Origin of the sequence: Stenotrophomonas sp. GD04024 (genome assembly GCF_029837545.1) — a bacterium.
Classification (GTDB): domain Bacteria; phylum Pseudomonadota; class Gammaproteobacteria; order Xanthomonadales; family Xanthomonadaceae; genus Stenotrophomonas; species Stenotrophomonas forensis.
Map to the genome: position 1 here is coordinate 78,391 of NZ_JAOEDV010000003.1, position 21,301 is coordinate 99,691.

Here is a 21,301-nt window from a genome sequence, read left to right on the forward strand (position 1 = left end):
GATGAGTCAGTTCGCCGGCTGGCTTGCCCAGCGCTATCGCAACAACCGCCCCCTCTCCCAATATGAAGAAGGTGCCGATGTGCGCCAGTTCGACTCTTCGGCGTTTACGCCGATCAACAAGGGCATCATCGGATTGGATGCTGACTCCATGGAGTATGTGGATCGGCATTTCTTATACCGCGGATGGGCTCTGATGGGTGGCAGCGTCTTTGTGGTGCTGGGTGCAATCTTCATCATTGCGATGCTGCACGCGGCTATCTCCACCGAGAACAAAGCTCAGTCACTTGATGCCATCTATGCTGCCGTCGGCGTTAGCACCCTGGCTCTCGCGTTTGTCGGATTTGTCTTCTGGATGCTGATACTGCGGGACATCTTCCGCTACCAGTACTACCCCATCCGCTTTGACCGAACCACGCACCAGGTGCATGTCTTCACAGGCGGACGCAACAAGGTGATTTCAGCGGCCTGGTCGGATGTCCGCTTCATCATTGGCAGGGACAAGCCCGCTGGGCCCGGTGACGACTACACCTACGATCTCAGGGGCCTGGTGATGCGCGGCGATCAGGTCGTGCACACCTTTGCGGTAGGCTCGGATTGCGGTTCGAACCCTGCCGTCGTGCTCGCGCACTGGGAAATGATCCGGCGCTTCATGGAGCATGGTCGTTCCGCGCTTCCGTTCCCGCCGTTGCAGCTCTACACCTCAGTGGTGCCGAGCTTCCGCAATGCGTTCATCATTCATGTCTCTTCTGCGGGCGCAGGGCTGATGTGGATTGCACTGCCGCTCACCTTGCCCTGGGCGCTGTTCCGCTTCCTTGCGATGAAGCTGTGCCGCAAGCCGGTCTGGTCGGCGGCCGTGACCCGACGCGGAACATCCGAGCCTTCCGGTACGCCGCCGCTGCGTGCGCCGGCCGTATACGGGCGGGTGGATCATGCGGGTGGCCGGGCGGATCAGATGGAGCGATTCTGGAAGGACTCGATAGCCGCTGCGAAGGCCCGCAACGATGAAGTGCGGCAGCAGCTCCTGCAGGCAACGAGCCGGGTCTGACAGAAACTGCGTTCGGCAACGTGTGCGGGCTGGTAGCGGTCTTCGGGTGCAGCAGAGTCGAGCACGGCTCGACCTACAAAAACGCCTCACATCGCCGGGCAGGCCGGGTCCTTGCCGCTCACCGCTGCGCAGATCCGGCGGCGGCAATCCACGCCCTTCAGCGACGCGGGGCTGGGGCAGGCACGCAGCTGAGCCTGGATGTTCGACTCGGTCGATGCGGACTTCTTGCTGGCCACGCGCTCGAAGGCGGCGCGCTCGTCTTCAGTGCGTTTCCGTTGGTCGGCCTCGATCTGTGCGATCAGGTCGTCCATGCTTTGCGGTTGGGCATTGGCCTTCGTTTTGGCCTTGGCCTTGTCCTCTTCCTTGATGATGCCGAGCAGGGTGCCGAGCAGGTTTTCATCGCCCTTGCTCTTTGCGTCGCTCTGCGTTGCGGCACGCGAAGCGCGTGCGGCAGGCGCAGGACTGCGTGCGGCCGCCCCGCTCGCCGCAGTCGCCGCCGATGGGGCCGCAGCGACCGAAGCGGCATCAGCGGATGCAGGCGCTGTGTCTGCGGCAGGTGCAGGCAGGGCCGGCTCACCGGCGGTGGCCGGCGCATCGACGATCATGGCAGCGCCGTCACGCGGGGCGCCCGCCGGAATGTCCGGGTGCCCGGTGGCATGGGCCGGATCCGGTGTGAGCGAATACTCGCTCGGTTCCGGATAATCACTGCTGCCGGAGAAGCCCCAGGCGGCCAGCCCGGCAATGGCGACGACAACGGCACCGATGCCCAACCATAGCCCCAGGCGCCGATTGCCACCGGCCGACGCGCGCGCAGCACGAGGGGACGCGGTTGCCTGCCGGCCCTCCATGTCTGCCAGAATACGGCCCGAATTCGGGGCCTGGCCCTTCGCCTGCGCTCCCCCTGAGAGCAGACTTGGCCGATTGATTCCGCCATTATTCAAGTGCATCCAGCCCTTGGTTTGACTCGGCATCTGCCGAAGCGAATTTCCGCATTCTTAGTGAAAGGCGGTGGGGCGTCAACCAGATTACGAGTCAAGGAGGACCGGTGTTGCCAATCGTGGTTGCTGCCATTGCCGTTGTCGCACTTGTGGCGGCGGTGTGCTGGGTGTTGCTGTTTCCCGAGACCGTGGAATCGCTGCGCCAGGCACTGTCGCGCCGCTTGGGCGGATTCCGTCGCAAGGCGGGTCGGGTGGGCGATAAAGTCGGTCATGGGGTTACCCGGGTGCGCAGTGGGGTTCGTGAAGAAGCCGGCGCTGCACACAGTGCCCTTCGGCGGCATTGGCCGATTATGGCGATTGCGGCAGCGGCGCTGCTCATTCCTCCAACTGTGATATTGATCACACGTCAGACGGTGGTGCTCGAAGATTTTCGCGGCGATGATCTGGCGGAGTCGAGTTCGATGGTCGCCCAGCTGCTGCGGGGGGAGCGCCTGACCCCGCCGCCGCCGCCGCCACCGGAAGTCTTCACCACCGCCGAGGTGCGCCGCCTGCGGCCTGAAATCGTGACGGCAGACCGCAAGTGGGATCAGATCGATGCCGATCTGCAGCAGCGCGTGCTGGCCATCTATGAGGTGATGCGCCGCCAGTATGGTTACGAGATGGTGCTGATCGAGGGTTACCGCAGTCCGCAGCGGCAGGCCGAGCTGATGGCCGGAGGCAAGGCGACACGTGCAGGCGCCTGGCAGAGCTGCCATCAATATGGGCTGGGCGTGGACAGTGCACCGATCCGGGATGGCAAGCTGCAGTGGGACATGAACGACGAGTGGACCAAGCGTGGTTACTTCCTGTACGGCGAGCTGGCTGAACAGGCAGGCCTGGACTGGGGTGGAAACTGGCGCAGCATCAAGGATTATGTTCACGTGGAAATGACAGCGCGTTGCCGCGCGGCCCGTGCGGCCAAGCGTGAAGAACTGTCACGCCAAGGGTGATAACCGCATGGCGGTGCTGGTATGGTTACCGCGATGATCTGGGTCGCCGGGGAACAGGGGGCGATGGAGCGCCAGGTCACACAGGATCAAGGAGCATGATGGATGGCACGACCGTTTATCGTCGTCGGTGACAAGCTCAGCCACGGAGGCAGCGTGGTGGCAGGCACCGGCCAGACCGATATCAATGGCAAGGCGGTGGCCCGGGTGGGCGACCGTGCAGTCTGCGCCGTGCATGGCGCAACCTCGATTGTCAGTGGTGACGCAACCGTCGTGATCGATGGTCAGCCGGTGGCGCGCGATGGCGACCGCACGGCGTGCGGGGCGACGCTGATGGCGTCACAGGCCACCACTGGCCTGCGCTGAACGACGCGGTCGACGGGAGCAGCGCATGGAGCACGGCAACTGATGGCGGGATGGCTGGGCAAGGCAGCGTCGGTGGTGATGGTCTTCATCGCCACCTGGGGCGCGACGATTCTTTACTGGCGCAACAGCGGCACGGTACCGACCGGCATGCAGATGCTGGCCTATCTGGGGCTGCTGCCGGTGGGGCTGAGTGGTGCCGGCTTCATGCTGCGCAACGCCGCGCGGCGCGGCGCCGATGTGGCGTTGCAGAAAGCCGGTGAGGATCGTTCCGGCCCGGCCCCGGCCGAACGCGAGAGTGTCGCTGGCGCCCCGTCGGGCGTGCCTGCCGTTGCGTTGCTGGCCGGCCACCTGCGCCTGGGCATGGACCTCGATGCGCAGGCCCTGCTGGCGGCTGCGGCGGCGCCACCGCGCCCGGTGCTCGACGGGCGTTTCCGCGACAACTACAACCTGCCGGTGCGGATGAGCGCAGCACCGGATCTGGACGAATTCGAAGTCCTGCAGGTGCGCCAGGACGGTATCGATACCGCCGCGCACGAACGGCGTGCACTGGCGCTGCTGCGGCCGGTGCTGGAACGCCTGCTGGAGGCCGCCTTCACGGCCCTGCCGGAGATCGAAGCCTCCGAAGAGGTGGTGGTGGCCGGCCTGCGCCGCCGCGATGAACAGCGCGTTGAGAATATCCTCACCCTCGAATTGCTGGTGCCGGGCAGCTGGTCCGATGGTTTGCGCCCGTGGGTACAGGAGTGGCTGCAGCGACAGGCGCGTGATGCCGGCCTCGATGCGCGCCGCTTCGACGTGCGCATTGCCGTGCTGGATGGTGCGCGCGATGTGTGGCCGTATGTGCAGCGGGTCATCGATGCGCTGGCGTCGTCGCCGACGCCACGCTGGCACCTGCTGTTGGCGGCCGCGTCCAGCATCGATGCCGGCATCGTCTCGGCCTGGCAGTCGGCCGGGGTGCTGGCGACGGCGCAGCGCACCGATGGCCACGTACCCGGTGAAGGCGCAGCGGGCGTGCTGCTGGCCAGCCAGGCTGCTGCACGCGAAGGCGACGCCCGGCTGTGGCGACCACAGCTGGTCAGTGCCGAGCAGGTCGAGGGGCAGCGCCCGGCAGAACAGCGTCGGCAGCTGGCGGCGCTCGCCACCCAGTGGCATGCATCACTGGCGACCGATGGCGCCCAGGCCCAGTTCGTGCTGCACGACGCTGACCACCGGGGCGACCTGATGGTGGATGCCGCTGCCATCGCTGCCACCCTGGCACCCGATCTCGATTTCAGTCCGCAGAGCCTGGCGCTGACCATCAGCGCCGGCGAACTGGGCCCGGCGCTGCCGCTGGCCCAGCTGGCGCTGGCCCACGCGCAGCTTCAGCGCCAGAGCGAACCTGTGCTGCTGCTCGGTGTCGCCGACAACCAGCAGCGCCTGTTCGGGCTGGTCGATCCTCTTCCTTCCCCGACGCTGACGGCCGAGGCGCCGTCCGCTCCCTGACCCCTGGATCCCTGCATGAGTTTGAGCAATTTCAGCTACTACCTGCGCGACTACCGTCTGTGGATGGTGATCGGCCTGGTCGGTGCCGCTGCGCTGGCCCACTACGGCGAGGCCGAGGCACGGCAGATCGGCATCTGGGTCGCCATCGTGCTGGCCGGCCTGCTGGTGCTGGCGCTGCTGGTCTGGGTCGTCAAGCGGATGCTTGCCCGGCGCGCCGCCAAGCGCGTGGAGGCGATGGTCAAGGACGAGGCGGACAAGGCGGTAGCCAGCGCGCAGCCGGCACAGCGCGCCGATACCGAAGCGCTGCGTACGCGCATGATGGATGCGGTCAAGCAGATCAAGTCCTCGCGGATGGGGGTGCTGAAGGGCAACGCCGCGCTGTACGAACTGCCCTGGTACGTGATCATCGGCAACCCGGCGGCCGGCAAGAGCACCGCGATCCTCAATTCGGGCCTGCAGTTCCCGTTCGAGGACAACCGCGGCAACGTCGTGCAGGGCATCGGCGGTACCCGTAACTGCGACTGGTACTTCACCACCAACGGCATCGTGCTCGACACCGCCGGCCGTTACTCGGTCAGCGTCGAGGACCGGCTGGAGTGGCTGACCTTCCTCGGCCTGCTGAAGAAGAACCGCCCGCGTGCACCGATCAATGGCGTGATCATCGCCGCCAGCCTGGCCGAGCTGTCCGGCAGCAAGCCGGAGTTCGCCATCGAACTGGCCAAGAACCTGCGCCAGCGCGTGCAGGAAATCACCGAGCGCCTGGAAGTATTCGCGCCGGTGTACGTGCTGTTCACCAAGGCCGACCTGATCGCCGGGTTCAGCGAGTTCTTCCGCAACCTCGATCCGGGCGAGCGCGAGCATGTGTGGGGCGCGACGCTGCCGTTCGACGTGCAGCAGCAGGGTGACGCGCTGGCCGCCTTCGACAGCCACTTTGATGAGCTGGCCGAAGGCATCAAGGAAATGAGCCTGACCCACATGGCGATGCAGCGTGGCCGTGAGGTCTCGCCGGGCCTGCTGTCGCTGCCGCTGGAGTTCGTCGGCATCAAGCCGGCGCTGCGCACCTTCATCGCCACCCTGTTCGAAGACAACCCCTACCAGTTCAAGCCGGTGTTCCGCGGCTTCTACTTCTCCAGCGCGCTGCAGGAAGGGCGCTCGGTGCATCACGCCTCCGAGCGCGTCGGCCGCCAGTTCAACCTGGAGCGCGGCTCGAACGTGGACGAGGCGCCGACCGGGCATACCGCGTTCTTCCTGAAGGACCTGTTCCGCAAGGTCATCTTTGCCGACAAGGAACTGGTGCGGCAGTATTCCAGCCCGCACCAGAACCGCCTGCGTTATGGCGTGTTCCTGGGCGCGGTGGGCGTGCTGGCCCTCGCGCTGGGCCTGTGGACGTGGTCGTACACCACCAATGCGCAGCTGGTTGCCAATGCGACCAAGGATCTGGACCAGGCCGTGCGCGTGCAGAAGGACCGCATGGACCTGAAGTCACGTATCGATGCGTTGCTGCTGCTGCAGGATCGCATGGAGCAGCTGGACCGCTATGGCAAGGAAGGGGGCATCACCACCCATCTGGGCCTGTACCAGGGCACGGCCATCCGCGAGAAGCTGCTGCGCGAGTACAACCACGGCATGCAGCAGGTGATGCTGGCGCCGACCGTATCGAACCTGGAGAACTATCTGGGCCAGGTGGTCGCCGAGCGCGACAAGCTGGGGCAGGGCACCAGCAGCGCTGCCGAGAGCGAGGTGCTGTACCAGAACGCGTCGCCGACCAGCACCAACGATGCCTACAACGCGCTCAAGACCTACCTGATGCTGGGCAACCGCAAGTATGTGGAGGGTGCGCACCTGTCGCAGCAGCTGACCCTGTTCTGGCGCACCTGGCTGGAAGCCAACCGCGGGCAGATGAGCCGCGAGGAAATGGTCCGCGCGGCTGAGAAGCTGATGACCTTCTACGTGGCGCAGGCGGGCCAGCCGAGTTGGCCGCAGGTGCAGAACAAGGTCACCCTGGTGTCCGACACGCGCCAGGCACTGGGCCAGGTGATGAAGGGCCAGCCGGCGATGGAGCGCGTGTACGCGCAGATCAAGGCCCGGGCCGGCGCACGCTTCACCACCACCACGGTCGACAGCCTGATCGGCGTCGAGCGCAACGGCCGCATGATCAACGGCAACTACGCCATTTCCGGTGCGTTCTCGCGCAAGGCGTGGGAAGAGTACGTGCAGGATGCGATCAAGGAAGCGGCCAACACGCAGCTGAGCACCACCGACTGGGTGCTGGGGACCACCGAGCAGAGCGATCTGTCGCTGGCCGGCAGCCCGGAGCACGTCTCGCGCGAGCTGGTGAACCTGTACAAGAACGACTATGCCCGCGAGTGGACCCGGTTCCTGCAGGGCCTGAGCGTGGCGGAGTTCAGCACCTTCGACGAGGCGGTGGCACGCATCAACAAGCTGGGCGATGCCAGCAATTCGCCACTGCGCGTGCTGCTGGAGCGCATCAACGAAGAGACCGTGTGGGACAACCCGCAGGCGCTGGCCCGCTCCAGCAAGGCGCGCAAGGGCTTCGTCGCCTGGTTCCAGCGCACCATCCTGCGCAAGGACCCGGCCGCCGCGGCTGCGGCACAGCCGGTCGGCCCCATCGGCAAGGCGTTCGAGGGCATTGCCCGCTTGACCAGCGAGCGCGGTGACCAGCCGGCGGTGATCACGGCCTACTTCGACACGCTGGCCAAGCTGCGCGCGCGTCTGAACGCGATCAAGAGCCAGGGCGAAATCGGGGTCGCTACCCGCAAGCTGATGCAGGACACCTTCAGCAACGAAGGTTCCGAACTGAGCGTGGGCCTGGCGCTGGTCGATGAGCAGGTGCTGACCGGGCTGGACGAAAAGCAGCGTGAAGCGCTGCGTCCGCTGCTGCTGCGCCCGCTGACCCAGACCTTCGGCACGTTGATCGCGCCGACCGAGAATGAAGTCAACAAGACCTGGAAGGCGCAGGTCTATGACCCCTTCAAGGCACGCATCGGCCAGCAGTACCCGTTCAACCTGAACTCCGACGTCGACGCGGCGCCGAGCGACATTGCCGGCATCTTCGGCGCCAGCGGCAGCATCGCGGCCTTCAACAAGGAGGCACTGGGCACGCTGGTGATCCAGCGTGGCCCGCTGCTGGAGACCCGCCGCTGGGCCGGGCAGGGCGTGAACCTGTCGGCCGAACTGGTGGCCAACTACGGCAACTGGGTGAGTGGTTCGGCGGCCGGTGCGTCGCAGGACACCACGATCTTCGAGATCCTGCCGGCACCGGCGGCCGGCGCGCTGGAATACACCATCGAGATCGACGGCCAGGTGCTGCGCTATCGCAACACGCCACCGCAGTGGACGACCATGCAGTACCCGAACGTCGGCCAGGTGCCGGGCGTGAAGATCACCGCGGTGACCGGCGATGGCAGGACGGTGGAAGTGTTCAGTGCGCCAGGTTCGAACGGCGTCAACCGCTTGATGGGGGCGGGCCAGGTCGAGCGCCTGGATGACTCCAGCCGCATCACCTGGACGGGCAACGGTGTGTCGGTGCCGGTGGAGATGCGCATCGTCCGTCGTGCCGGTGAGGCCGCACAGGGCGGAGGTGACTGGCAGCGCGGGCTGCAGTTGCCCGAACGCGTTGCCGGTGGCGAGCCCGCGGCGCAGGCGGCACCCGCTGCTGCGCCGGCAGCGACGCCGGCTCCGGCCGCTGGAGGCGCCCGATGAGCCGGGTGGTCAGCGCGGGCGTGTCCTATTTCGGCAAGGTGCCCTCGCGCGGCGATTTCGTCCGCGCGGCCGACAACCACCAGCTGCTGGGCTGGCTCGACCGCTGGGCCGGCGAGAGCCTGGAACTGCTGAGCCAGAGCCCGGACTGGAAGCAGCGCTACGACGAAGCGCCCGAGATCCACTACGCCTTCCTGGGCTCGCGCAGCAAGATGGTGTTGTGCGGCCACTTCCTGGCCAGCCGCGACGCGTCCGAGCGGCGCTTCCCGCTGCTGTCGGCTTTGCGCCTGGATGCGCCTGAGCCGTTGCCGTTCATCGGCCGCAGTCCGTTGGCGATGTCCAACGCCTGGTCGGGCCTGGCCAGGCTCGCACGCCAGGCCTACCAGGACAGCGACGCAGCACAGGCGCTGGCACAGCTGGCCGATGCCCGTTTCAGCATCAGCACCGACCCGGGTGACTACAACGGCAGCTTCCAGGATTTCCTCGAGAACACCACGGTGGCCGACCTGGAGCAGCGCCTGCGCGAGTCCGGCCACGGCGACGTGGCGCTGCGCCAGGTGCTGCCCGCGCTGGGCCTGCTGCTGCAGCCGGTGCTCAGTGGCGGCGACGTCAACATCGACAAGGCGCTGGTGTTCCCGCTGGTGCGCGATCCGGCCTATCGCCCGCTGGTGGCGGCGTTCTGGCTCGACCTGCTGTCCAGCTTCGTCGCACGCGGCGATTTCGAACTTGCCGTACTGATCCGCAACGACGCTGCGCCAAGCATGATCGTCGGCTTCAACGGCGCTGATCGCCAGGTGCTGCGCGCCGTGCTGGATCCGGCCGAGGCGGGCGACTTCCTGATCCGCATCCAGCATTCGGAGTGGGTGGACGACTACCTGCGCGGCGACTACAACCTCAACCGCTTCGGCAGCTTCCTCGACCGTGACGACCTGGCCCTGGCCACCGCACGCAAGCTGTTCGGCGAGACTTTCCTGGGAACCTGACGATGCGCCTGTGCAAACCTCTCCATCTCATGCTGCCGCTGCTGCTGGTGGCCGCGCCGCTGGCCGCGCAGAACGCGCCGGCAGTGGCCGCCGGCGAGCGTCCGGTGGTCATCGAAGGCGTGGTGCCTGACCAGGCGACCAAGGCCAAGCTGCTCAACAACCTGCGCGCGGTCTATGGCGCCGAGCGGGTGGTCGACCGCATCCAGGTGGAAACCATCGCCACGCCGCCGAACTGGGGCGACTATGTTTCCGGCATGATCAATCCGGGCCTGAAGCGGGTGTCGCCCGGAAAGCTGGAGGTCAATGGCCAGGCGGTGCGCATTACGGGTGAAGTCGGCAATGAAGCCCTGCGCCAGCAGGTCGCCAGTGACCTGAGCCTGGCCAGCAACACCAGTTACACGGTGACCAACGCGCTGAAAGTGGGCTCGCAGCAGAACGTGCTGGACCAGACCCTGGCCAACCGCATCATTGAATTCCAGAGCGGCAGCGCGCGCCTTACGCCGTTCGGCATGAGCATCCTCGACGAGATGGTGGCGAAGATGGCGCAGATGCCGGACAGCCGGTTCCTGATCATCGGCCACACCGACAATGTCGGCCAGCGTGAGTCCAATCTCACGCTCAGCCATGCACGTGCGCTGGCGGTGAAGAACTACATGATGTCCAAGGGCATCCCCGGCAGTCACATGGACGTGCTGGGCAAGGGGCCGGATGAGCCGGTGGCGGACAACACCAGCAACGACGGTCGTGCGCGCAACCGCCGGATCGAGTTCAAGATCCAGTAACTTTGCCCGGGGAGCCGGTCAGGCTCCCCGGCCGTGACGCGCAGCTCAGTCTTCTGGATTGACGTCCAGCATTTCTTCCATCTGTTCCAGCGTGCCGTGGTCCTTGATGACCCGCTTGAGCCAGACGTGCAGCGGCATCTCGCCCCAGCGCGCTGCCTTTTCCGCCAGATAGGCGACCGGGCTGTGCGGCTCGGTACGGCGGAAGAACTCGGCGACCTGGCGAAGCTGCTGCAAGGCTTCCTTGCGCGAACCCGGCGCACCGGCGGGACCGCGCGAGGGCGCAGCCGGCGTCGCCTCGAACGTGGGTGCGTCTTCGGCGAAATGGCTGTCACTGAACGGGTCTTCCACCGCCCCGGTCTCGCCATCAAGCAACACTCCGGCCTCGCGGGCAAAGCGCAGCACGGTGCGCTGCAGATGCTCCAGTTGCTCGCGTACGGCGCTGAAGCTGGGGCCGTCCAGCCCCAGCCGGTTGTCCACCGCCGCCTGCAGTTCGGCCAAGGCCTGGCTGCAGTCGGGCAGGTCATCCGCCAGCTGGCGGTAGAACCCGTGCTGGGTGTCGCGGCGGGCGGCAGTGAGGATGTCCAGGCCGGGCCGGCCGTCATCGTCCTCGCCACTGTTGGCGCGGGCGTGGGCATGCTCGAAATCGGTCAGGCTGAAGCGCCCCTGCGGGGCGACGATGATCGGCACCGCCCGCAGCCACTGCAGCGAATTGGTCAGCAGCCAGCTGAGGTTGCCGATGCGTTCTTCGAAGTCGCCGTCCGGAGCCTGAGGATGGACCTCATCCCAGAAGCGATCGCACAGCCCGGCGGTGACCCGGTAGCCAGCAGCCAGGCCCTGGAAGCCTTCCAGCTGGGTGGCCGCCTCGCTGAGCCAGCCGGCCAGTCGCAGGTCCTTGGTGCGGGTCTGCAGCAGGCTGTCGGCCTCGCGCAGCACACTGCTCCAGTCGGCGTACTTGATGTCGGTCTGCCACGCACCCTGGTCCAGGGTCGGGTCGTCGGCACGACGGTTTTCGATGATCCGATCGAATTCCGCCGAGAACGACAGGTCTTCACCGGTCGGGGCGTTTTCCGAAATCGGGGCCAGCAGGGCTTCCTGATCCAGCATGGCAGGTCTCGTTGGGGACTGCGGACGATTCTAGCCGTTGAATGTGAACGCGATTACGGGATCCGGGCAAGTGCCTGTAGCTGAATACGTTATTCCGTCGGTTATGTGACGCAAAGCGCAGTTCGTCGCGCAATAACGCGCCGTGATTTTGACGAACACGCCGTTCTGGTAGATTCGGGAACTGGAAACCGACGCCATTCCGCATGGATCTGGCGTCTTCACTCTGGAAATGGCATGGATCAGCTGAATTACCTGATGACGCAGGTTGCAGGTCTTGGCGATGCGCAGCGCCTGTATCGTCTGCAGTCGGAAGCATTCACGGGATGCACCGTGGAGCGCTGGCGTGGACGTGACGCGCTGGGCGAACACGCATGGACCGAGGTCGAGGTGCTCTGCACTGATGCTGGCCTCGAACTGGGGTCATTGCCTGCCACCCGCGCAACGTTGATCACGCAGCTCGCCGACGGCGGGCAATGGCAGCGCAGCGGGCTGGTGGCCGACGCCGCGCGGGTCGGGGGCGACGGTGGGCTGGTGCGTTACCGGTTGCACCTGGTGTCGTGGACCTGGTGGCTGCAGCATGCGCGCCACAGCCGCGTGTTCCAGGAGCAAGGCATCCGCGCCATTGTCGATGCGGTGCTTTCCGCACACGCCGACATCGCACGCTGGCGCTGGGCCGAAGGCGTCGACGCCTTCCTGGGTGAGCGTGTGCGCAGCTACTGCGTGCAGTACCGTGAGAGCGATCTGGACTTCCTGCAGCGCTTGCTGGCCGAGGAAGGACTGGGCTGGCGCTTGTATCGGGACGAGGAAGCGCCCTGCGGCAATGGCCTGGAGATCTTTGCCGACAGCGTTGCGCTGCCCGAGGATGCCACCAGCGCCGGGGCCGGCGTGCGCTTCCATCGCAGCGATGCCACTGAAACCAGCGACAGCGTGCAGGCCATCGGCCTGCACCGCAGCCTGGCCAGCACGGCGGTCAGCCTGCAGAGCGATGATTATCGCCAGGTGCGTGCACTGTCGGGCCAGTCGCCGATGGAGGGCGGCGGCAACGGCTCCACCCGCGAGGATTTCGATGCGGTGGGCGCCTATGCCTTCAGCGATGGCGCGGCCGCATCGCGCCAGGCCCGCCTGCAGGCGCAGGCGCGCGAAGCACACAGTCGACGCTGGCAAGGGCACGGCACCGTGCGCGGCCTGCAGTCGGGAAGCTGGCTGCGGTTGCAGCAGGCCCCGGGCGGTACACCGCCGGAGCTGCTGCTGGTCGCGGTCGACCATGCCGGCATCAACAACCTGCCCACCGACCTGCGTCGCAGCCTTGACGACGCACTCGGCGTCGCCCCCGGCGACAGCGCAGACGCCGCACTGTGGCAGCAGGCTGAGGCGATTGGCTATGGCAATCGATTTGAGGCGGTGCCGCGCGCCACCCCGTGGCGACCCCAGCTGCTGGATGGCACCGGGGCCCGCCTGAATCCTCGCCCGACGGTGCCCGGGTACCAGACGGCGGTCGTGGTGGCCGGCCAGGGAAGTGACAGCAAGGACCTGCACGCCGACAGCCACGGCCGCGTGCGCGTGCGCTTCCATTTCCAGCAGGCGCAGGGCGAGGGTGCTCATGACAGTGCCTGGTTGCGCGTGGCGCAGCGCTACGCTGGACCGGGCGTCGGCAGCCAGTTCCTGCCGCGGATCGGCCAGGAAGTGCTGGTCGGCTTCCTGGACGGTGACATCGACCGGCCGCTGGTGCTGGGGGCGCTGTATAACGGGCGCGGCGAGGCCGGCGTGGCGCCGACGCCCGCTGGTGCCAGCAGCGAGGGCGATGTCTCTGCCTACGGCCAGGCCGGTGATGCGCGCCACAGCGCACAGGCCAACCTCAGTGGCGGCCAGGCGCCGGCATGGCACGCAGCAGGCGCGGGCGACCAGGCGCATCGGCAGGGCGGAGCACTCTGGGGTATCCGCTCGCGTGAATGGGACGGCGGTGAAGGCAGCAACCACCTGTTGTTCGACGATTCGAACCAGCAGCTGCGTGCACAGCTGGCCAGCAGCCAGCAGGTTTCGCAGCTGTCGCTGGGTCACCTGCGGCACCAGGCTGACAACTATGTAGGCAGCGTGCGCGGCACCGGCTTCGAGCTGCGCAGCGATGCCTGGGGGGCGGTACGGGCGACGGCGGGCGTGTGGTTCACCGCCTATGGCCATCGATCGACCGCACCTGCAGGCGAGGCGGTGCAGCCCGCCGCGCTGCTGGCCCAGCTGCAGGCCCTGGGCGAGCGCTTTACCCAGGCCGCGCGCACGCATGTAACCAGTCCGTTGGCGATGCAGGAGGGTGCCAAGGCCGCGGCGCGCTCCAGGATGGTGGCCGACAAGTCGCCGGTCCCCGGCTTGCTGGCGAGCGTGCGTACCACCACCGGTGGCGATGATTTCGGCGCAGGAAAGGGCAGTGCGGCCGAGCGCGCGTCCGAGGCGGGCCAGGGCAGGGTGCCGCATTCGGGCGACCCGCTCCTGGGGATGGCGGCTCCGCAGGGCGTTGTGCAGGTGGCGGGCCAAGCCATGCACTGGAGCAGCGGCGAAGGTCTGCTGCTGGCCAGTGGCAGTCACAGTGAAGCGATCACGATGGGGCAGGCGCGGCTTCATGCCGGGCAAGCAATCGGAGTGCTTGCGTCCGTCGTTGAAGGGGCAGCCGCCGCTCCGACGGCACTTGACGTGGTGGCCGGCAGCGAAGCGCTGGACATCCAGGCGCATGCAGACCTGGTCCGCATCCAGTCGCGTGGTGCGCTGCGTGGCGCCAGCGCGCAGGCACCGGTGGAGCTCGCCGCGGCCAACACGATCCACGTCGCGACGTCCGGAGGGGCCAGCCTGACCATCGCTGGCGGCAGCATTACCATCGCTTGCCCCGGCACGATCACCGTGCATGCCGGCAGCAAGTCATTTGTTGGGCCGGCCCAACAGGGCTATCCGCTTCCCCAGTTCCCGCGCAGCAGCTGCAAGAGCTGCATTCTCGACGCGATGCGCCAGGGCACGCCGGGAGTGCTGGTGTGATGAATCGTTATGCGGTGATCGACAGCGCGCAGCGGCCGCATTTCCATGAGCGGCTGGAGCGCCTGGGCGCGCACTATCGCTCGCTGTTCGAGGGCACGGCCGAGGCGAGCCTGCTGGATATCGCTCCCTTGCTGGTGGCCTGGCCGGACACGGCCGTGCACGCCAGGCTGGATGCGGAGATCCGGCAGATGGGCACGCAGCGGCCGGGCGTGACCCTGCTGTGGAGTGCGCTGGAACTGGACGAGCTCGCCAAGCGGCTGCGGACCTTCCATCTGGTCAAGGTGCCCGAGAAGGGTGGTCGCGAAATGCTGTTGCGCTGGTACGACACGCGCATCCTGCCTGCGCTGCTGGAACTGCTGCTGCCCGCGCAGCGTGCCGCGTTGCTGGAGGGCGTGCAGCGCCTGCAGTACTTCGACCGCTATGGCGATCTGCAGGAATGGCCGCTGGCCGAGGTGGACGATGCCGGTCTGCCTGCACTTCCGCCATTGCGCCTGGACCAGCAGCAGTACACGCGCCTGCTGGATGCGTGCGAACCGGATGTGGCCATCGCCCAGCTCCGCCGGGTCATTCCCGATGAGATGAAGCGGGTGCCTTATCGCTCGCTGTACCCGTTCGTCGTCAAGCATATGCAGGACACGATCGCGCACGGCGTGGACCAGGTGGACGATCACGTGCAGTACCTGTTGCTGGCGCTGTACACCTCAGGCGCCTGCCGGGATCATTCCGCCGTGCGGACCCGGTTTTCTCAGGCAGCCAGTGCCTTTGAGGCTCCGTTCCCGGATTGGGCGTCGGCCTTGCCTGACGATATCTGGTTGATGGGCGTTCCATTGTGGGATGCCCCCACGGCCTTGCCGGTAGAGGAACAACCATGCGTTTGATGCGCACTCAATTGCTGGCGGCCTTGGTTCTACTGCTTCTGCTGCCGGTACTGGCCGCGTGCAAGGGGCGGACAGCCTTCACACCGGTGGCTGTGCTGGGCTACAACCATACCGATGCCTACATCGCGCAGTTCCTTGTGAACGGCGGCAGTGGCGGGTCGGCAGATTCCCACTCGGAAGGCGGAACGGTGTGCTGCGCGATGCTGCCTGATCGATGGACACCGGATATGAAGGTGGAGATCGAATGGACGACGGATCTCGAAACGTTCCAGAAGAAGACTGTTGCAGTTCCAAAGTACGACCAGCCCGGAAACCTGGCGGTCCATTTCCTGCGTAACGGACAGGTCAAGGTCTTTGTCACCGGTCTCGTGCTGGGTCATCCCGATTATCCGTTGACCGGCCCTGAAGCGCCCTTGCGCGAAGGCGAGAATCCGGTGTGGGAGCACCTTCGGCGCCCCCTCGAAAGCTGATCAGAGGGCCAGGCGCGAATGATGACGTCAGCAACTGCATCGGGAATGAAGATGCTGGAAACCAGAAGGCAACAGCCATGACGCGCTGCTCGGGTCGCTGCTGCACCCTCAAGGACAAGAAGAAATGATCCCACGATTCGTGCGTACACATCACATTATGCGTGTTCCGCTGCTGTCCGCCTTGGTTGTGCTGCTTCTGCTGCCGGTACTGGCCGCCTGCAAGGGCCAGCCCGCCTCTACACCTGTGGGAGTGCGGGGCTACAACCATACCGACCAGTCCATTGCGCAGTTCCAGGTGAATGGTGGAAGCGGAGGATCGGCTCGACGTCACTCGGCAAGCGGCACGGTCTGCTGCGCTGTTGTTCCTGACCGATGGACTCCGGATCTGAACGTGGAGATCGAGTGGACAACTGATCTGGAAACCTACCAGAAGGCGACGGTATCAATCCCCAGGTACGACGAGGTTGGCAGTCTCGCTGTTCACTTCCTGCGCAATGGCCAGGTCAAGGTGTTCGTGACCAATCTGATACTGGGGCACCCGGACTATCCGTTGACGGGACCCGAGGCGCCGTTGCGTGAGGGGGAAAATCCCGTGTGGGAGCACCTCCGGCGCCCGCCCGCTGGCTGATGGTAAGCGGGGTGGGATCAACAGGGACAAGCAATCCGGCAGGGACGGACATCGGAACAAGGAGGCAAGGACATGAATGAACGCACGGCGACTGGCGCGCAGCCCATGCCCGCCAACGGACAGCGGGCCCTGAGCGGCGCTGAGGCACAGCGGCGGGCGAAGGCGATGGCGTGCCTGCGCGAGAAGGGTTCGCAATGCCAGGGCCAGGTTCATGTGAGCATCTACTTCGATGGCACCGGCAACAACCGTGAGTGGGAAGGGACCTTCGTCACCGGCAAGACACGCGCCACCCGCACCCAGCTTGCACGCAACGGCCACAGCAACGTGGCACGCTTGTACGACGCCAACCTGGCCGAGCCGGAGAACGGCTTCTTCAGCGTCTATGTTCCCGGCGTGGGGACGCCATTTTCCGAGGTCGGCGATACCAACCAGGATGGCGACACGCTGGGAGGAGGGGCTGCACGATACGGTGCCGATCGCATCCATTGGGCGATCCTGCAAGTCATCAACTCGGTGCATCAGTACCTCAAATCCAATGATCTGATCACGCCGGCTGAAGCCAAGATCCTGGTCGGTTCGATGAGCGAGACGCGCCTGCTGGAAGGTATGACGCGCCGCGCCATGCTGACCGGAATCGCGCAACGCCTCGAGCGCGTGGTGAAAAGCCACCAGCGTCGCGTCACCTCTGTGCACGTGTCCGTTTTCGGTTTCTCGCGCGGTGCCGCACAGGCGCGGGCGTTCGTGCATCGGCTGTATGAAACCGCCGAGGCCTGGGGCAGCGGCTGTGGCTACAACATCGCCGGTGTTCCGCTCTACCTAAATTTCATGGGTATCTTCGACACCGTAGCATCGGTGGGCGTTGCTGCCATGAGCCGGGTATCCAAGGGCAAATGGGACTGGGCCGCCGGTGACATGATGAGCATTCACCCCGAAGCCCGGCAATGCGTGCATTTCGCTGCCCTGCATGAGCAGCGCATCAACTTCCCGCTGGATCTGGCGACCAGCGGGAAGGAAGTGCTTTATCCCGGCATGCATTCCGATGTCGGCGGTGGCTACTCGCCCGGCGGCCAGGGCAAGGATTTCGTGTCGGGCGCAGCGAACGGCAAGGCCAAGCTGTCACAGATTCCGTTGATCGACATGCATCACGAAGCCATCAAGGCGGGTGTCATGATGGAGACGATCACCGAACTCAACGAGGACCCGGCCTATGCCACGCATTTCGGCTGCCACCCACAGCTGATCCGCGATTACAACGCCTGGCTGACCGGCCATGGGGTACCTGCAGGCGCGCACACACAGCAGATCACCGGTCATTGTCGGCAGTACGTGGCCTGGAAGGGCAAGCGCCTGCCCAACGGCCCGCAGAGCTTGCTACAGCAGCCGTTCTTCAAGCAGTCCGATGCAGAGGATCAGGTGGATCTGGCCAACGCGCAGCGCGACTTTGCCAATCTGGTCACCGAGCTGGCCCAAGGCAAGAGCGACATGGCGGCTTACCGCCGCCAGCTGGATGAAAGCCAGAAACGCATGGACGCCGGACGCAAGGCCGGACGTCCGGTGTTCGAGCCAACTCCACGAGCGTCCGCTGCGGCCTACACCTACGCAGGCATTCCCGCCGAAACCAGCACCCTGCTGGACCTGGTGCTCAACGCTACGCCGGTGCCTGATGTCAGCACCAACCTGTTCGACAATTACATGCACGATTCGCTGGCTGGCTTCTACATGATGAAGTGGACGGAGCTGAACATTCCGCGCCTCAATACCTACGGCTACCTGCGCTATCGCGAGGTCTTCAGCGTCGCCGGCAGGAGGGCGCAGGAGTGCCGCGATCCCGCCACGCTGCCGCCCGCGAATATCCCCTCCATCGGCGGCGCGTTCCAGCAGCTGGGAACCGCAATGGGCGGCTGACCGGTGAAGATGGCCGGGTTCGTGAGTCGAGCGGCGCTTGCGGCAGCAGGCGTACTGCTTTCGGCGAGTTGCCATGCGCAGCCGCGCGACGTGGGCGGGTGGCGCCGGGTCTCCGACAGTGATTACGCGCGGCACTTCCATTTCTCCATGCTTCCCCATGCTGCACCGGTGGGAAGTCGCTGGGCGATCTACGACGCCAGGGCAGGCAAGGTGGTGTGTTGCCTGTCGGTGCAAGGCGCCGAGGTGAGTGAAAGCGAGCTCCAGGACCGCTTGCACATCCCGGGGCCGTGGGTGACCGATCTGACCAATGGCTGGAATCTGGATGCCGCACCCTATCGTCCGCATGTCCAGCTGCTGAAGGTCCAGGATGCGATGGGCAGCCATACCTTCAAGGAAGAGGGCGACGCAGCGGGTGGCCTGTTGCTGCCGCCAGATGCGCGGGTGGTGGGGCCAGATGCGCTGGAGATTGCCGGGGAGCGCTATACGGTGCAGCGGGATGAAACCTCGCTGGCCGATGGCGACGGTGGCGTACACACCTACACCTTGAAACCGGCCAGGGGCGGTGCAGCCCTGAGGGTCGAGGTGCCTTTCGGAACCTATTAGCGGGCAGGCCTGCTTCGTTGCCTGGCCGGAACCCGCGCCGCCGCGTCCTTGCCCGTCCCCACATGGCAGCCGCTGCATCTTCATGGCATCCTCACGAAACTGATTGGCCTGGTGCCATCGACGGATGAACAACATGCACAACTGGATCGCACCCACGGCCGGCGCGCTGATGGTGGCGCTTTGCCTGGCCGTCCCGGTGGCACAGGCGGCCGAGCCGACCTTCGGTGGCTGGCGCAACCTGGGCTCGCGCGATGGCGCCGAGCCGGCGCTGCGGGAGGTGCCGTTCGCGCTGCTGCCGGCGCCGGCGAGCCGTGACGCCCGTTTCGCGATCTACGACCGCGAGAGCAAGCGGCTGGTGTGTTGCCTGCAGGTGGCCAGCGCCGAACTGGACGATACGGCGCTGCGCAAGGTCTACCAGCTGCCCGAACAGTGGGTGACCGATCTGCGCAACGGCCGCAGTACGGCGCGGCCGTGGCCGACCCGGGTCTACGAGATGCGGCGTACCGATGATCTGGTCGACTACGGCTTCAGTGATGCGCCCGAAGCCTACAGCGATCTGGGTGGGCTGCTCGTTCCGGCCAACGCACGGCTGCTGCCCGATGGCAGCGTGCAGGCCGGGTCGACCTACCGCCTGCAGTTCCGCAGCACGCCGCTGGGCGATGACAGCAGCGCGCTGGACCGCTTCACCCTGCAGCCGGCCCAGGACGCGGGCAAGCCGGTGGTGGTGGAAGTGTCGTACGGCACCTACTGACCCAGGACATTGATCCGGCGGAACGGCGGGACCGCCATGCAAGCGATTCGGCGCGACCCCGCATGCCCCGGGCAGGGCAAAGGAAAGCTTCCATGCCGCCGGCGCGGTGCGTGGCTGGGAGGGCGGCTACACTACGGGCCGCGGCCGTTGGCCGAGCCATTGACGTGAGTGCCGTGCCCCGCCTGTTGCTGCTGTTGTCCCTGTCCGCGCTGGCTGGTTGTGCCAGCGCTCCGCCACCGCCGGCCCACTCCGATGCGTTGTGGCGGTTGATCGAGCGTGACTGCCGCGGGGCAGAAGGCCCGCGTGGCGACTGCCTGCAGGTGGAGGCGGCAGTGGATCGGCGCGATGTGCTGGTCAAGGATGCGCACGGCGACTACCAGTTCCTGCTGATGCCGCTGGACAAGCTGAGTGGCATCGAGAACCGCAGCCTGTACCGGCGCGGCGCACCGAACTACTTCGCTGCCGCCTGGAAGGCCCGCGGCCATACCGAACGTGCCCTGGGCCGGCCGCTGCCGCGCAGCGTGGCCAGCCTGGCGCTGAATTCACCGCATGGGCGCTCGCAGCACCAGCTGCATATCCACATCGACTGCCTGCGTGCAGACGTGCTGCAGGCCCTCGATGCGCAGGCGGCTGCGCTGGGCACCGAGTGGGCGCCACTGCCGGTGCTGCTGCGTGGACATCGCTACCAGGCACGCCTGCTGCCGGGCGCGGAGCTGACCGCCAATCCGCTCAACCTGCTGGCCTATGGCCTGGCAGGCGTGGACGACGTGGGCCAGTGGAGTCTGGTGGTGGCGGGGAGTGACCGGGTGCAGGGTGGCCCGGGCTTCATCCTGCTGGCCACCCGTGTGGACGCGGAAACCGGCAACGAGGCCAGCGGAGAAGAGTTGCAGGACCACGCCTGCTCGGTGCTGACCGGTGCCGGCGATGTGCTGGAACGGGTGCGCTAGTCCGCCACCTGCAGGCCGCTGCGCCACGTCGGCGCGGTCAGTGCCCACAGCTGGCGATCCTGCCAGCCGTCCATGTCCAGGTGATGGTCGCGCAGCAGGCCTTCCAGGTTGAAACCGAAGGCGTGCAGCGCGTTGGCGAACGGCGTGTTGCCGTCCGGGGGCAGCATCACGAACAGGCGATGCAGGCCGACGCCGTCGAACAGGAACGGGCACAGTGCCTGCAGCATGGCGTCGACATGCGGATGCCCGTGCTGCAGCGACAGCAGCTCGACGCAGCGCGCCTCCTGCGATTGCAGGCGGATGTGCAGCTGGTCCAGCACCGTGCCGTGTTCGTCATCGAAGACGCCCAGCATCAGCTGGTCGTTGTCCTGCTCCAGGCGTGAGCGATGCATATGGGCGAGGAAGCGTGCTTCCTCGTCGATGCCGGACGGGGGGTGGCGGCCGCGCTGCCGACGGTCGTCGAACAGGCGCCAGCGCGGCAGATCGGTGCGCTGGAACGGGCGCAGGGTGATCGGCGCCACCTGCAGCTGCAGCAGATGGCGGCGCAGCACCGGGCGTAGCGGGGGGAGGGCGGGGGTCGGATATGGGCTGATCATCCCCGCAACGATGGCGAGGCCCGCAGCGGCAGACCATTCAAATCGTTGCAAAAGCGTGATCGCTGCCGCGGCAGGTCTGATTCGGTTCAGGCATAAGTCCAT

The 21,301-nt window shown here is 66.3% G+C and carries 18 protein-coding genes; 15 read left to right on the forward strand and 3 right to left on the reverse strand.

The features are described from left to right. Position 1: 1 nt before the first annotated feature. A complete protein-coding gene (locus N7590_RS01725; RefSeq protein ID WP_164240439.1) occupies positions 2-1,045 on the forward strand; it encodes a DUF6708 domain-containing protein in 1,044 nt (347 codons plus the stop codon). 86 nt (positions 1,046-1,131) lie between these two features. Here the strand turns inward: N7590_RS01725 and N7590_RS01730 are convergent, their stop codons facing one another. Continuing rightward, entirely contained in the window at positions 1,132-1,815 is a 684-nt protein-coding gene (locus tag N7590_RS01730) for a hypothetical protein (RefSeq protein ID WP_164240437.1), read from the reverse strand. 275 nt (positions 1,816-2,090) lie between these two features. Between N7590_RS01730 and N7590_RS01735 the strand changes: the two genes are divergently transcribed. The 6 genes from N7590_RS01735 (at position 2,091) to N7590_RS01760 (ending at position 10,299) form a co-directional block, all read left to right on the forward strand. Beyond that, a complete protein-coding gene (locus N7590_RS01735) occupies positions 2,091-2,972 on the forward strand; it encodes a M15 family metallopeptidase (protein WP_239510805.1) in 882 nt (293 codons plus the stop codon). A 102-nt stretch (positions 2,973-3,074) separates the two neighbouring features. After that, positions 3,075-3,335 (forward strand): PAAR domain-containing protein, encoded by a 261-nt coding sequence (locus N7590_RS01740; protein WP_006451293.1) that lies wholly within the window; start codon positions 3,075-3,077, stop codon positions 3,333-3,335. Positions 3,336-3,377: 42 nt separating this feature from the next. Beyond that, complete coding sequence (locus N7590_RS01745; protein WP_164240436.1) at positions 3,378-4,814, forward strand: hypothetical protein; 1,437 nt, start codon at positions 3,378-3,380, stop codon at positions 4,812-4,814. Positions 4,815-4,829: 15 nt separating this feature from the next. Further along, the gene (tssM, locus tag N7590_RS01750; protein WP_164240434.1) at positions 4,830-8,537 is read left to right on the forward strand and encodes a type VI secretion system membrane subunit TssM; all 3,708 of its coding nucleotides are present in this window, start codon (positions 4,830-4,832) and stop codon (positions 8,535-8,537) included. Next, on the forward strand, positions 8,534-9,517 hold the full coding sequence (tagF, locus tag N7590_RS01755) for a type VI secretion system-associated protein TagF (protein ID WP_006451227.1): 984 nt from the start codon (positions 8,534-8,536) through the stop codon (positions 9,515-9,517). Before tssM ends, tagF begins: the two co-directional genes overlap by 4 nt. Positions 9,518-9,519: 2 nt before the next feature. Then, on the forward strand, positions 9,520-10,299 hold the full coding sequence (locus N7590_RS01760; RefSeq protein WP_053508694.1) for an OmpA family protein: 780 nt from the start codon (positions 9,520-9,522) through the stop codon (positions 10,297-10,299). A 45-nt stretch (positions 10,300-10,344) separates the two neighbouring features. On the opposite strand, the gene tssA is transcribed toward N7590_RS01760, so the two are convergent. Then, positions 10,345-11,403 carry a type VI secretion system protein TssA gene (gene tssA / locus N7590_RS01765; RefSeq protein WP_053508696.1) on the reverse strand — a complete coding sequence of 353 codons (1,059 nt, stop codon included), beginning with the start codon at positions 11,401-11,403 and terminating at the stop codon, positions 10,345-10,347. A 234-nt stretch (positions 11,404-11,637) separates the two neighbouring features. On the opposite strand from tssA, the gene N7590_RS01770 reads away from it, so the two are divergent. From N7590_RS01770 to N7590_RS01805, 8 genes are all read left to right on the forward strand, one after another. Further along, positions 11,638-14,421: a type VI secretion system Vgr family protein gene (locus N7590_RS01770; RefSeq protein WP_239544071.1), complete on the forward strand. Its 2,784-nt coding sequence runs from the start codon at positions 11,638-11,640 to the stop codon at positions 14,419-14,421. Then, complete coding sequence (locus N7590_RS01775; RefSeq protein WP_164240432.1) at positions 14,421-15,299, forward strand: DUF4123 domain-containing protein; 879 nt, start codon at positions 14,421-14,423, stop codon at positions 15,297-15,299. The genes N7590_RS01770 and N7590_RS01775 overlap by 1 nt, the downstream gene beginning before the upstream one ends. Beyond that, the gene (locus tag N7590_RS01780) at positions 15,290-15,769 is read left to right on the forward strand and encodes a DUF3304 domain-containing protein (protein WP_239544066.1); all 480 of its coding nucleotides are present in this window, start codon (positions 15,290-15,292) and stop codon (positions 15,767-15,769) included. The genes N7590_RS01775 and N7590_RS01780 overlap by 10 nt, the downstream gene beginning before the upstream one ends. Before the next feature lie 124 nt (positions 15,770-15,893). Beyond that, on the forward strand, positions 15,894-16,397 hold the full coding sequence (locus N7590_RS01785) for a DUF3304 domain-containing protein (protein ID WP_230078896.1): 504 nt from the start codon (positions 15,894-15,896) through the stop codon (positions 16,395-16,397). Between the two features lie 333 nt (positions 16,398-16,730). Beyond that, the gene (locus N7590_RS01790) at positions 16,731-18,302 is read left to right on the forward strand and encodes a DUF2235 domain-containing protein (protein ID WP_337999984.1); all 1,572 of its coding nucleotides are present in this window, start codon (positions 16,731-16,733) and stop codon (positions 18,300-18,302) included. Positions 18,303-18,311: 9 nt separating this feature from the next. Then, positions 18,312-18,905 (forward strand): hypothetical protein, encoded by a 594-nt coding sequence (locus N7590_RS01795; RefSeq protein WP_164240430.1) that lies wholly within the window; start codon positions 18,312-18,314, stop codon positions 18,903-18,905. A gap of 133 nt (positions 18,906-19,038) precedes the next feature. After that, positions 19,039-19,656 carry a decarboxylase gene (locus N7590_RS01800; protein ID WP_164240428.1) on the forward strand — a complete coding sequence of 206 codons (618 nt, stop codon included), beginning with the start codon at positions 19,039-19,041 and terminating at the stop codon, positions 19,654-19,656. A gap of 173 nt (positions 19,657-19,829) precedes the next feature. Beyond that, the gene (locus N7590_RS01805) at positions 19,830-20,603 is read left to right on the forward strand and encodes a CDP-diacylglycerol diphosphatase (protein ID WP_164240460.1); all 774 of its coding nucleotides are present in this window, start codon (positions 19,830-19,832) and stop codon (positions 20,601-20,603) included. On the opposite strand, the gene N7590_RS01810 is transcribed toward N7590_RS01805, so the two are convergent. Further along, positions 20,600-21,199, reverse strand: a complete 600-nt coding sequence (locus N7590_RS01810) for a GNAT family protein (protein ID WP_271261662.1) — start codon at positions 21,197-21,199, stop codon at positions 20,600-20,602. The genes N7590_RS01805 and N7590_RS01810 overlap by 4 nt on opposite strands. Between the last annotated feature and the right edge of the window lie 102 nt (positions 21,200-21,301).